This is a genomic window from Paenibacillus sp. LS1, from assembly GCF_026013365.1.
In the GTDB taxonomy this organism is placed as follows: Bacteria; Bacillota; Bacilli; order Paenibacillales; family Paenibacillaceae; genus Paenibacillus.
On record NZ_JAPDOE010000001.1, the window covers coordinates 63,556 to 76,867 of the forward strand.

Sequence of the window (13,312 nt, forward strand, 5' to 3'; positions counted from 1 at the left end):
CTATTCATGACTGGGGATACATTCAAGCCCTAAGCCTTTCGTCTGCTTGAACACTTTTCGCTTAAATAAGGAGACGACCAACTGATATTGAAGCAAAATTATTGTGAGGATCAGGATAAGAATCCACCAGTGAATCTGGAACGGGATATAATCCCCGGTTTGTAATGAGATCATACGCAAGATCGCACGCGCTGTTAGGATTGCAAAGGGTACAGCGAGCATATACAGAAGGACAAACAGTGGCTTGTATACATCGACGAGCATACGGTTAATGTCCCGATGGCTGTATCCAAGTAATCGAAGGATATGCATATCCTTCTGGCTATCCTGAACGTTAAGCAGAATGACCAGATATATCAGCAGGAAACCGACAAGTATCCCTGCCACTTGATTAATGACAGCACTGGATTGGCTCGATACTGCATCGCTACGCAGAGCAGCTAACTTGTTCTCGGCAGTAACCACTCGTGCATTTGAATCCTGAGAACTATCGTTACTGTATTCCCCGTTATGCATAGATGGGCTAACGTTCATCCACCTCGCTAATTGTGTTTTGGATGTATAGATTGTATCTGCTTCACCATTTCGGCTAATCTCCCGGACAGAGACGTTATGCGGTTGATGATTAATGATCAGTTGAACGGTATCTCCGGATTGGATTCCATACAACCTGCAGGTCGCTTCACTCACTACAATACCATCCAGCTCAGCAGGCAGAATTAGGGTGTTTTCATGATTCATGAATTGCACCTGTGTTCCCTGATTGTCCATGCCGACCAACTCTCCTGAGAATTCTTGACCATCAACTCCTATTAGTTGGACGGACTGTCTAAGGTAGTACATGCTAGTTCCATGCGAGGTTGCTTCATCTTCCCTCAGATCCGGGTAGCGGATATCGTACATGTAGTTCATGCCTGTCGTCTGCGATTCCAGGGCGACACCGCTCGATTGATACAATGAAGCACTCATGATAAATAACAAGGTCATCAGAAAGATTGCTGTTGCACTTAAAAATATGGCATTCCACTTGCGAAGTACGACGCGCAGAGGAAGCCTTAATGTTTCCGGCAAAAGGCCAATTACGGATTGAAAAGCTGCGGTTAATCTTCCGTTCGGGAGAGGTTTAATCGTGTTATGCATGACATAAAAGGTTTCCTGGCGTAAAAAAGGGAAGATTGCCATCCAGGTGACCAGCACCGTTCCGATGACAGGGATCCAAAGCCCGAACAAGATAGAACGGAGTTCCAGGCCACGTTCCCAGAAGGGAAAGGAGTACATTTGAGCATACATTTGGATTAGGACAGACGAACCGAAGAAACCCAAAACCATCCCGACGAGTCCTCCCGCGGTCGATAGGATCAGTGAATAAACGAGTGGTGCGCAGCTGATCTGTCTTGCCGTATATCCCAATGCCTTGAAGCAACCGAAATCTTGACGGTGAAGGCGGATGAAACGGGTGTAGAACATGTAGAAAATAAACAAAGTAATGAGTGTGAACAAAAAAAGAAAGCTGTGGGCCAGGCTTTGATTGGAATCGATTGCGATCAGTGGTTCAGTGCTACTTTCAAGACCAGAATCGAAAGCTAAATATGAGAAGGCGGGGTCACTACTTAAGCGCAATTCAGCTGAGCCGGAGTCCACACCTGGTTTGAACTGTGCTGCGTAATAACGCTCTTCCTGACCGTTTATCATATGGTACATATCAGGGGTAACGACTCCAAATGTGGCTTGATTATAATCCTGCTTCAGGTCATTGAAAGGAATAAACGATTGGTAGTCTGGCAAAAACATGGAGCCAACGATGGTGAGATTGTGATTGCCAATCGTAATCGAGTCTCCTATAGTCAGGGCATGATTATCCATATACTGCAGCATTAGGGCAACTTCCGTAGAAGCTACCGGCAGTCGGCCTTCCAATAGATAAGGTACATTAAGCATCTGGGGTGGAGCTAGCAGATAATAATTTGTACTGATTTGTGTAACTTTCTTGAATCTTTTTTCCTCGATAATAGCTTCTGTATGTATCTTCTCCAACACACGTGAACGATCTGTATCCTCTTGCAATTGGAAACGGAAATCTTCCAAATGCTGTGTCTCTGCGTATTCTTGAATACGAACCTGATTACGATCCACCGAGAATTCTACAAAGAAATACATAAACGAAGTCAGCACAACCATGAGAAATAGCAGGATGGTGTATCCACAGTTTTGCTTCAATAAACGGTACACATGCTTGTTAAGATAGCGCACTAGTCTTCCGCCTTCCCATTGTGAGTATCACTATGCCCAATGCATCTGCGCAGCAGTAATCGGGTGCTCGTTCAATCGATCCTGATAGATGGAGCCGTTCTTGATTGTAATTACGCGCTGAGCAGTCTTGGCAATTTCAGGGTTATGGGTGATGAACACAATGGTCACTCCGTATTGCTGGCGGGCAAGATGAAGAAGCGCTATCACATTTTTGCTGTTCATCTCGTCCAATGCACCCGTGGCTTCGTCGCAGAACAAGATACGGGGTCTCTTAATTAATGCCCGTGCGATGGCTACCCGCTGCTGCTGCCCACCAGACAGTTGACCGGGAAACTGATTCAATATGTCCTCTATCCCCAGAAGGGCAGCAAGCTCCTTAACCGTGTGGGGTTCCCCTGTGCCAGAGAGCCCAATGTATATATTTTCTCGAACCGTAAGATGGGAGAGCAGGTGGTAGTGTTGGAAAATGTGCCCCAGATGCAGTCTGCGAAAGTCGGCAAGTGAATCCTCGTTCAGTTCAGTAATGTCCTGGTCATTGATGAAGACGTGACCGTCCGAGGGTCTGAGCAGTCCTGACATCAGATTTAGCAGCGTGGATTTTCCGGAGCCACTTGGGCCAATGATGGCTGTAAATTCACCTTCGGCGAGATCCAGACTGATTTCACTGAGTGTCATTTCATTTTTCTTAAAATGTTTCGTTACGTTCTGAACGGATATGGCGATGTTCATTAGGCACGCTTCTTTCATAAAGATGAGTTTGGATGAAATCTAGCTGTTCGCGAATAAAATCTTCAGTCAGATGAGTAGACAGGGCAAGCACTCGTAGTCCCTCCAGAAAAATAACAATATGAGCAGCGGCCGTGCGGCTTGCCTGAACCTGTATTTCACCACGTTTGACCCCATAGTCGATCAGTCGACTAAGCTCTGTGATGCTATGATCCTGCTGACGGTGAAGCAACTCGCGATCTTCTGCATCGCGGTGTGACAAGAAGAACTCATACGCAGCGGTCATGATACTGTCATTGATCTCCGCCAGCTCGATCTGTTGACTTGACCAGAAAGCATCCATGATCTGCTGAAATGGCGTAGCCGCTTCCATCTGGGCTGTAAAAGCTTCTTGCGTCTGTTGGCTGTTTTCCATCAATAACGTTCTGAATATCTCCTCTGTGGAGTTAAAATAACGATAGAGGCCTCCTCGGCTAATTCCGCATTGATCCACAATGTCTGTCATGGTGACAGCATGGAATCCTTTCCTTACAAATACCTGATATGCGCCTGCAAGGATCATCATTTTTTTGGACAACGATTTTTGGGTCATAGTTTCCTCCTAATGTAACAGAATCCAAAAGTGACACTGTTGTCTCTTTTTTTGATTTTATGACACTGGCGTCACTTTTGTCAATTGAAATTGTCATCATGTGGGGAGGGGATATTTAAAGAATATTAACATAGCAAAAAACAGCGGCATTCGAAGACGTATACTCCAGTCTAAGCGTGCTGCTGTTCTTATGGTTAGGGATGTAATGGTGGTTAGATGGGTTTTGGATCATCTGCGGTTCTATTGGCCTTCACATATTTGAGCTGCGCAACGATGATGACACTGATGATCACCAGCAGGAACCACGAACTGATCTTGCTAAAGCTAACCAGTTGCCAGGCATCATGCTGATCAGGGTATTTCCAGGCATTGAAGAATGTAGCGATGTTCTCTGCAGTCCAGATGAAGAACCCGACAATGATAAATGCGAGCGATAACGGCATTCTATAGGTCGTTGCCCGTACCCGGTAGATAATCCACGTTTTCCAGAAGACAATAAATACAAGCGCCGTCAACCACCAGCGAAAATCGGGAATAAAATGATGCGTGAAAAAGTTAATATAGATGGCTGCTCCGAGCAGAACGGAAGGTAATAAACCAGGCCATCCGGTCATGTCCATGCGCAGTCTTCGCCACACCTGACACATAAAACTGGCTACACTTGCATACATAAATCCACTATACAGAGGAACCCCAAGGATTTTGGTATAAGCTTGCTCAGGGTATGACCATGATCCCATCCATACTTTATAGATTTCCAGCACCAAGCCAATAATGTGAAATACACAGATGACCTTGATTTCATCCCGGGTTTCCAAGCCACTTCGATACATCAGGTACTGCACACCAAGCAGTACAAGCAGAATGGCATCATATCGATGCAGGAAAGGAATCGGGATTACGCTGGAGAGAGCCAATGTTCCAAAGATCGCTACAGGAAATATGCAGCTCATGGCCTGATGATAGCCGAAATGAAGTAGTTGTATTAGAGGTTTCAATTCAAGTTTCGCTCCTTTCATAACACGTTTGAGCATAATTCAATAATATGATTTAAGGGTGTTCATCATGGGAGTTTTTTTGCCTACACTTCATAATATAGAGTTCATCGGTGAATAAAAAGAGAAAAAAACACGCAAATCTGTTCTTGTTTTCAAATTAAAACGAATACCCTTCATTGATAATGATTTTCAATTAGATTAGAATGAAAGAATAAAAAGCTCACACGTCTCGCATAACGAGAGGCATGTGACTCTACCAGGAGGAATGAATATGTTGATTCAAACTCGAAGCATTATTGTCCAAAAGGGATATAGCGATAAGATTGTGGAACGTTTCAGTGGTCCAACTCCTGTTGTGGACATGCCCGGTCTAATTGATTTTAGTGTCATGGTCAACAAGAAAAGTACAGAGAACGAAGAAGTAATGGTCATCATTCGCTGGGAATCGGAAGAAGCATGGAAGAACTGGGAGAAAAGTGATGTTCATATCAAAGGCCATCGTGAGAAGAGAACACAGGAGAAACCTGATTATCTAATAAGTACAACCGTAAATATGTATCAGGTACAGACCGTGAAGACAGGTAACGGTTCCGGACAAGGGTCATAATCAGGCAGCGATTCTTGGAATTGGGCAATTCTATGAAAAGGCTCTATGAGAGTGTGATAGGGTCGCTCCATGTATATTCTCTCGTGGTTATGTTAAAATGAAATTCGTACAATTACATTAGACAAGGAGGCCGCTATGCAACCGATCAAACCTCAAGACATTCAACTCCGGATCAATCAACTTGCTGATCAGGACTTATACGTACATCTAGAACTTACGTCAGGTGCTTACGCACAACACATGGACAGTACAAAACATCCAGCATCGGCATTCATTACTAATGCGGCCATACGATATACGCAGGGGTCCATTTCAGGTACAGGTCCATACCGTGTTGGTCTGAAAACGACGCAGGGATGGCTTTACGCCGAAGGACTTACACATATTGATGAGCAGGAACAAGAAAGACTGATTCTCGCCGGTCACGACAGCCAAGGTAAACTAGTTGTGGCGTTACAATTAAGCCGAGAGATGTTCTGATGAAAGCGGAGGATTGAATAACCATGAATACTACACACAACGAGCATGAGCGCATCTTGGTGGTATATCCACATCCAGATGATGAAGCTTTCTCTGTATCGGGAACGTTAGCCAAATACATAGATGGCGGTGCCCATGTAACCTATGCTTGTCTAACACTTGGCGAGATGGGGCGCAACATGGGGATTCCTCCATTTGCCAACCGAGTGACGTTGCCTGGCATCCGTAAACAGGAACTCATCGAAGCTTCTGAAGCGATTGGTATTCAGGACCTCAGGATGCTGGGCTTCCACGATAAAATGCTGGAGTTCGAAGACCCACAGTTACTGGAAGACACCATCATGTCACTACTGAAAGAGTTAAACCCCACGCTGGTCATTACGTTCTATCCAGGGTACAGTGTTCATCCCGATCATGATGCAACGGGAGCTTCTGTTATACGTACAATTGCTAAAGTTCCAGTAGCTGAGCGTCCAGTGGTTCACTGTGTGGCATTCGCTAATAATCAGGAACAGTACATTGGCAAGCCGGATGTATTCGTTGACGTAACCGAATTTTTGGACAGAAAGATGGCGTCCATTCGTGCCCATCGTTCACAATTCCAGGCAGCGGAGCTTGTCGGAAATACTGAGCTGAATGATGAAGAAATCAAGCGTCGTTTCGGTAAAGAAACATTTTGGACCTACCCATTTGAATGATATAATTACGTAGAAGTCGCCTATATGGCGGCTTTTTTTGTTTGACATCACAATATCGACACAAAAATGTAGGGTCTATAGCCTGATTGAGCTATATGGAAAAAAAATCGTTTTAAGTACACTATGATCAGGATTGTGATAACGCTTCATTTATTGCGTTGCTTCGATGGATGAGGAATGTGGAGGGTTGATTATGAGTGGAAAGGAGGGATGGTGTGTACAACCAACGTATATTTGGGGTAAACGTAAGACCTGTTGAACACAATGCCACAGCAATGAGTATCTGCAACAAGGAGCTAGAATTGCGTAGGAAGTTATATGCCTAATCCTTGGGTGAAGTTAGGTACATTCGAGAGTCGTAGGAAGAGTCGGGTTCGGGGACTAGTTTTTCTAATCGGAATGATGATTGTCTTATTGTCTTTCCCGTATGGTACGGCCACGGCCGTCTCCGGAGAGCGTGATCTGATTCCGCTTCAGCCTATGATTGACCGTTCTGCGCCAGGAGAAGTGATTGTACTTGCATCAGGTCGATATTCAGGCCCTGTAACGATGGATAGGAACATCACCATTCAGGGTGATCCTACGGTCATAGTCGTGAATGAGGAAGCCACCTCTACGATAACCATTCGGTCGGATGGGGTCAAGTTGAGCGGGTTTACAGTTGAGCATGATGCGAATGAACAGACCGCAGCGATTCAGATTGAAGGGAAAAATAGTGAAATCACGGATCTGCATATTCAGACTCAGGGTTATGGGATGATCATCCGGAATTCGAGTCAGGCGACGATTCAGCGGAACAACATTACTTGGGTCGGGTCTGATTCTGCAACCAGCAGCCAGAAGGGCAATGGTATTGATCTGTATAACTCCCATGATAGCTATATTGAAGGCAATGAGATCACCGGCATGAGGGATGGAATCTATCTGGAGAACAGTCGCAAGTCTATCGTGCAAAATAACAGGCTGTTACATACAAGGTACGGCATCCACTGTATGTACTTTGACGGCTCTTCTGTCATGGACAATACCGGAGAGGAGAACATGACAGGTGCCATGATCATGGGCGTCAAGAATACGGTCATATCGGGCAATTCTTTTCGCAAACAGAGTACTAATGTTCATTCCCAAGGGATTTTATTGTATGACGTGCATCAATCCTCAATTCACAACAATGTGGTGGAGGGTAATCGTGTCGGCATGAATATTGCAGAATCCTCGGGCAATGAGATCCGTGGCAATGCGGTGCTTCGGAATTTCGTTGGCATCCAGCTCGTTCTGGCAGAAGCTAATGAGTTTACACGTAACCGAATGGTGTCCAATGTCATTGAAGCTTCCGCGCTGGATAGCCCGAATAATGTCTTGATGGAGAACTACTGGGATTCCTTTCAGGGGCTCGATCTGAATCGGGATGGGATCAGTGAAATTTCCTATGCCATCAATCCTTTTTATGAGCAACTGGTCAGTCGAAATTCAGCGTATCAGCTCTTTTTTCAATCGCCGGGTATGGTCTTTCTGAGTGACTTATTTACAGAGGGCAGAGAACAATGGACTACCGACAAGGCGCCACGAATGAGCATGGATACGGGATCTGATTTGAACATGTCAGTGGAAAGGGCAGCAGGATCCAATGTGGTGTGGATGCTTGGTTTAATTCTGCTGGGCATAGCAACTTTTATAATCATCTATATGGGGGTATTACGAAAATGAACAAAAGCTTGAACAGAAGATGGACATTGGTCATGGTACTTATGTTTGGCATGGTATTGTTAACCGCTTGCGGAACAAAATACGCGGCATTGCCGATCAATGAAGACGTGGATATCTGTGCGATCTGTAAAATGCAGGTGAAGGACGATGCGTATGCAACGCAGCTCACTACGAAAGACGGCCAAAATTACAAGTTCGATGACATCGGGTGCATGAACCAGTGGAAAACAGAAAATGGCACGGACAATATCGGCATGGACTATGTTCGTGATTATAATGACAAGGAATGGATTGAATACAGCAAAGCCACGTATGTATACGATGCTTCATTGCGCACGCCTATGGCCTATGGAATTCTTAACTTTAAGGACAAGCCTTCGGCCGAAGCTTTCATTGCAGAGCAAGGTGTAGGGACCATTATGACCGCTGAGGATCTTGCTTCTCATGACTGGAAACAGAATACAGAGAATATGGACATGATGGGTGAACACGGGCATGATGCACACGGACATGGTGAAGAAGGGGCAAGTGAAGGAACACACCAGGAAGGTGAGATGGAAGAAGAGTCGGGTCAATAGGTATGACAATAGAAAATGGTGATCAATGATGGCAGATATGATACAGATTGCAAGACGAGAAGTGAAGATGGGATTTCGCAATCCATGGGCCTATTCGTTTCTAATCCTTTTTTGCACATTTAGCTTAAGCTTGTTACTCCTGAATTCGCAGAATCTGGTTCAAGGATATTCGGGCACAACAGGTTCGATGTTGAATCTTATTCTCTACCTTTTGCCATTAATGACGTTGTTCCTCGGTTCCTTCTCATTAACATCCGAAAAAGAAGACGGTAGCTGGCAACTGCTGTCCACGTATCCCATCGGCACGATGTCCTTTATTGTAGGGAAGTATCTTGGGCTGTCGATTGTTTTGATCACCATTGTTGCGTTTGGATACGGCCTGATGGGGGTGATTAGCGGGTTAATTGGGAATCCACTGGATGTCATGACATATCTTCTCTTTCTGGCATTTTCTTGTGGACTGGTGTTGTTATTCCTGACGCTGGCTCTATTTATCGGTTCGTTGTCACGCAATCGGTGGCAGGCGTTAACCATATCCGTGACCGTATGGTTCTTCGCTGTCATTGGATGGCCGACGTTATTGCTCTCTGTGCTGGGATTGATGCCTTATCTGTGGGTCAAACCGCTGTTGATTATACTAACGCTCATCAATCCGGCTGAGCTGGTGCGATTGTTTGTCGTGATCAAACTGGGAGGCGGCTCCATTCTGGGACCGGAATATTATCAATGGGTGGAATGGGTGCAGCAACCAAGTGGCAGTTGGATTTTCATCGGGATATGCCTGTTCTGGATTGCCTGCTCTGTCCTGGCGGTATACGCGATCTGGGAGAGGGGGCGTTCTCATGGATAAAGTGGGACTCGAAGTGATGGGATTGTGCAAATCTATTAAAAAGCAGACCATCGTTGAGGATATTTCCTTTCACATGAATTCTGGCCAAGTGCTTGCCCTCTGTGGAGGGAATGGTGCAGGAAAGAGCACGGTGCTGCGTATGATCGCTGGAATTCTTCGGCCGACCACGGGTGAAGTTGTCGTGAATAATGTTCGTTGGTTAAAGGAGCGCAAGCGTTATTCGCAGCAGATTGGATATATGCCGGATGATTATCAATTTAATCAGGGACTGAATGCAGAGGAAGTACTTCTATTCTGGGCTTCTCTGAGGAAAGTTCCCAAGGAGAGAGTACAGGAAGTACTGACCATGGTAGGTTTGGCGGATCAAAAGAACAAACGGGTTACGACCTTCTCCAAAGGCATGCGCCAACGTGTGTTATTCGCCCAGGCTGTGCTGTCGAAACCTCCACTGCTCATCATGGATGAGCCGACGAATGGATTGGACCCATTCTGGATGCAGGAACTAGCTCAGCTGCTCAAGGGAATCAAGCAGGATGGCCACATGGTCGTGTTCTCGACCCATCAGTTGGAGATTGCAGACGATATTGCGGATCAGGTGATATTCATGAACCATGGACGCAATGTTGGAGAGGGCTCTACTCACGATTTCCGTGATCAATTCGGTTCGCTCCATGCAGCATTTCATCAAAGTCTTGGCTTAAAGTGAAGGTGAGTTTATTGCAGAAGAAGAGGTTTAATAACAGGCGTATACTTACAATTTTGATTGGTGTGATCGCTTTGCTCACAGGTGTATGGGCCGTTTTTGAAAATATGTCGACACCCGAGTCTCAGCGAGGCAACGCTATTCAAGCAGGTGCAGTAGCTCCTGAGTTCACAGCGATTAATTCAGCAGGCGAACAAGTCAGACTGTCCGATTATCGAGGTAAAGCCGTCATGATTAACTTTTGGGCTTCATGGTGCACACCCTGTGTAAGGGAGATGCCGCTCGTTCACCAGATTGCTCAGGATTATCAGAACGACGTGGAAACCCTGTTTGTCAACGTGGGAGAATCGAAGGGCACGATTCGTGAGTTTATGGATAAGCAGGCGTTTGATTTTCCTGTGATCATTGATGTGACGGGCAACATATCAGGCATGTATCGAATTACAGGTTTGCCGGCAACGATGGTTATTGATAAGGACGGGGAGTTCCGTCATATATTGCTCGGTGAACTGACCGAAGATACACCGTTGCAGCAATGGCTGGAAGAGAGTATCTAGTCGTAAGCGTTGGATGGTGAGAAAAGGGCAGGAACGCCTGAGATCGCCAATGTTACAAGTGAAATGAATGTACGTTAAAAGTAACCACATAAAAAGCCGGACACCCCATTTAACGAAGGGGTGTCCGGCTTTACTTTTGAAGCTATGCTGCTTCGCAGCCGATTACAATACAGCAGCTGAAGCGTGATTGGTACGAGCGATTCTGGTTGCATCAACCATGTTGCGCAGGGAAGCGACCGTTTCTTCCTGTCCACGGGTTTTCAATCCGCAGTCCGGGTTAATCCAGAACAGCTTCGGATCAAGAACGCGTAGGGCACGTTCAATCATGCTGCTCATTTCATCCACACTCGGAACCCTTGGGCTATGGATATCATATACGCCAAGACCGATACCGAGCTCATACGTATTTTCTTCAAAACTATGAATCAGTTCACCGTGACTACGGGATGTCTCAATGGAGATAACATCCGCATCCATAGCTTCAATGGAATCAATCATGTCATGGAATTCGCAATAGCACATATGCGTATGGATTTGAGTCGTTTCATGCACTGTGCATGTAGAGATACGGAACGCTTTGACAGCCCAAGCCAGGTAATCGGCTTGTTCATTTTCTTTCAGCGGAAGCCCTTCACGAACAGCTGGCTCGTCAACCTGGATCATGCCAATGCCTGCCTGTTCAAGTGCCTCGACTTCCTGTCTCAACGCATACGCCAATTGATAGGCAATCTGCTCACGAGCAATGTCTTCGCGTACGAATGACCAGTTCATGATGGTAATTGGGCCAGTCAGCATGCCTTTGACAGGACGCTCAGTCTGCGATTGGGCATATTTCGTTTCTTCCACCGTCATTTCACCAGTAAACGCAACATCGCCGAAGATAATAGGTGGCTTCACGCAACGTGAACCGTACGATTGTACCCATCCAAACTGTGTAAAGGCAAAGCCGGCCAGTTTCTCGCCAAAGAATTCAACCATGTCGGTACGTTCAAACTCACCATGTACCAACACGTCAATTCCGATCTCTTCCTGAATCTTAATCCAGATATCAATCTGCTCCCGGATGAAAGCAGCATACTGCTCGTTGTTCAATTCGCCTTTACGCCACAACTGACGTGCTTTTCTGACTTCAGCAGATTGTGGGAAACTACCAATCGTTGTTGTCGGGAAGAGTGGCAATTGCCATTTGGCCTGTTGGGCTTCATGACGCTCTGCAAAAGGACGGGAGCGCTCTGGCTGTTGAACACTGATGGAAGCAACGGCTTTCTGTACAGCGGTACGGTTCCGATCTTCGGATTGCTGAAGCGCTTGAAGGGTAAGCTCTGCTTCGTTAATTTTAGCGGTGATTTCTGCACTTGGTGAAGATAAGGCTGTAGTCAAAAGAACAATCTCATCCAGCTTTTCATCTGCAAATGCAAGTGCATTCTTCAGTTCGGATGTAAGTTTTGCCTCACGGTCTGTCGTAACTGGCACATGCAGCAGGCTGCATGACGATTGCACGATGATACGTTCAGGCGTCACGAATTCAGCCAGTTCATTCAGCAACTTCAGTTTTCCTTGAAGGGAAGCTTTCCAGATCCCACGTCCATCAATAATACCTGCACCGAGCACTTTGTCTGCCGGGAAACCGGATGTCCGAATGGACTGTGTGTTACCAGAGAGACCGTGTACAAAATCAAGTCCTAGACCTTGAACTGGCAATGCCACGATGTCACTGTAGTTTTCAACAGATTCAAAGTACGTTTGCAGCATGATATTCAGACCTGGAACGGCTGTTGCAAATGTTTCATATATTTTATTCAGACGCTGTACGTCTTCATCGCTTAATTTGGTTACCAGAATAGGCTCGTCGATCTGCACCCACTGAACGCCTTCGTTCGAAAGTTCTTGAAGCAATTGAGTATAGAGTGGGAGCAAGCGGTCCAACCAAGCGTCTGTCTCGGTTTTATCATAGCCTTTGGAGAGCTTCAGGAAGGTTAACGGTCCAACAATAACCGGTTTTCCTTCAATGCCGAGTTTTTCTTTTGCTTCACGATAAGCGAGAAGCGGTTTGTTCTCCGTCAGAGTTGGGGAAGCCCCGTCCAGTTCAGGTACAATATAGTGATAGTTCGTGTTGAACCATTTTGTCATTTCGCTTGCTGCGGCATCTTTCGTTCCCCGGGCAATACCATAATATACGGACAACGGAACAGAACCACCATCATATGCAAATCGTTTAGGAATAATGCCGAACATTACGGCCGTATCCAGGATATGATCATAATAGCTGAAATCATTCACTGGAATGATGTCGATACCTTTCGCTTGCTGCTTGCGCAAATGATCGATGCGAATCTCTTGCAAACGTGTGTGAAATTCTGTTTCCTCCAGCTTACCTGCCCAGAACGCTTCCAACGCTTTCTTCCATTCCCGATCAGCACCAATACGCGGATATCCCAATACACTACTTTTCGTCATCGCTTAAAACCCCTCTGCTTTTATGTTACACAAAATTTATCACAGATCGGGAGTTATAATGTAATTCCATTAAATTATACCTAGTTATAGCCTAGGGCTATATCAAAGA

General features: G+C 45.7%; 13 protein-coding genes. 8 read left to right on the forward strand and 5 right to left on the reverse strand.

All coding sequences use genetic code 11. The annotated features are described in order from the left end of the window. From OM416_RS00300 to OM416_RS00315, 4 genes are all read right to left on the reverse strand, one after another. Positions 1 to 2,250: an FtsX-like permease family protein gene (locus OM416_RS00300; protein WP_264926029.1), complete on the reverse strand. Its 2,250-nt coding sequence runs from the start codon at positions 2,248 to 2,250 to the stop codon at positions 1 to 3. Positions 2,251 to 2,280: 30 nt separating this feature from the next. Further along, entirely contained in the window at positions 2,281 to 2,979 is a 699-nt protein-coding gene (locus tag OM416_RS00305) for an ABC transporter ATP-binding protein (protein WP_264926031.1), read from the reverse strand. Next, positions 2,936 to 3,568: a TetR/AcrR family transcriptional regulator gene (locus tag OM416_RS00310; protein ID WP_264926033.1), complete on the reverse strand. Its 633-nt coding sequence runs from the start codon at positions 3,566 to 3,568 to the stop codon at positions 2,936 to 2,938. Before OM416_RS00310 ends, OM416_RS00305 begins: the two co-directional genes overlap by 44 nt. A 212-nt stretch (positions 3,569 to 3,780) precedes the next feature. Next, positions 3,781 to 4,587 carry a DUF817 domain-containing protein gene (locus OM416_RS00315; RefSeq protein ID WP_413775737.1) on the reverse strand — a complete coding sequence of 269 codons (807 nt, stop codon included), beginning with the start codon at positions 4,585 to 4,587 and terminating at the stop codon, positions 3,781 to 3,783. Positions 4,588 to 4,837: 250 nt separating this feature from the next. Here OM416_RS00315 and OM416_RS00320 point away from each other — a divergent pair, with 250 nt between their 5' ends. The 8 genes from OM416_RS00320 (at position 4,838) to OM416_RS00355 (ending at position 10,746) form a co-directional block, all read left to right on the forward strand. Next, a complete protein-coding gene (locus tag OM416_RS00320) occupies positions 4,838 to 5,173 on the forward strand; it encodes an antibiotic biosynthesis monooxygenase (RefSeq protein ID WP_264926037.1) in 336 nt (111 codons plus the stop codon). Positions 5,174 to 5,308: 135 nt separating this feature from the next. Further along, on the forward strand, positions 5,309 to 5,653 hold the full coding sequence (locus OM416_RS00325) for a YojF family protein (protein WP_076331086.1): 345 nt from the start codon (positions 5,309 to 5,311) through the stop codon (positions 5,651 to 5,653). 23 nt (positions 5,654 to 5,676) lie between these two features. Beyond that, on the forward strand, positions 5,677 to 6,351 hold the full coding sequence (bshB2, locus tag OM416_RS00330) for a bacillithiol biosynthesis deacetylase BshB2 (RefSeq protein ID WP_264926044.1): 675 nt from the start codon (positions 5,677 to 5,679) through the stop codon (positions 6,349 to 6,351). Positions 6,352 to 6,669: 318 nt separating this feature from the next. Next, positions 6,670 to 8,058: a nitrous oxide reductase family maturation protein NosD gene (locus OM416_RS00335; RefSeq protein WP_264926046.1), complete on the forward strand. Its 1,389-nt coding sequence runs from the start codon at positions 6,670 to 6,672 to the stop codon at positions 8,056 to 8,058. Next, a complete protein-coding gene (locus tag OM416_RS00340) occupies positions 8,055 to 8,636 on the forward strand; it encodes a nitrous oxide reductase accessory protein NosL (RefSeq protein ID WP_264926048.1) in 582 nt (193 codons plus the stop codon). The genes OM416_RS00335 and OM416_RS00340 overlap by 4 nt, the downstream gene beginning before the upstream one ends. Before the next feature lie 28 nt (positions 8,637 to 8,664). After that, positions 8,665 to 9,486 carry an ABC transporter permease gene (locus tag OM416_RS00345; RefSeq protein WP_264926050.1) on the forward strand — a complete coding sequence of 274 codons (822 nt, stop codon included), beginning with the start codon at positions 8,665 to 8,667 and terminating at the stop codon, positions 9,484 to 9,486. Next, positions 9,479 to 10,192, forward strand: a complete 714-nt coding sequence (locus tag OM416_RS00350; RefSeq protein ID WP_264926052.1) for an ABC transporter ATP-binding protein — start codon at positions 9,479 to 9,481, stop codon at positions 10,190 to 10,192. The genes OM416_RS00345 and OM416_RS00350 overlap by 8 nt, the downstream gene beginning before the upstream one ends. Before the next feature lie 2 nt (positions 10,193 to 10,194). Continuing rightward, on the forward strand, positions 10,195 to 10,746 hold the full coding sequence (locus tag OM416_RS00355) for a TlpA family protein disulfide reductase (RefSeq protein WP_264926053.1): 552 nt from the start codon (positions 10,195 to 10,197) through the stop codon (positions 10,744 to 10,746). Positions 10,747 to 10,908: 162 nt separating this feature from the next. On the opposite strand, the gene metE is transcribed toward OM416_RS00355, so the two are convergent. Further along, positions 10,909 to 13,203, reverse strand: coding sequence for a 5-methyltetrahydropteroyltriglutamate--homocysteine S-methyltransferase (gene metE / locus OM416_RS00360; protein WP_264926056.1), 2,295 nt, complete (start codon positions 13,201 to 13,203; stop codon positions 10,909 to 10,911). Between the last annotated feature and the right edge of the window lie 109 nt (positions 13,204 to 13,312).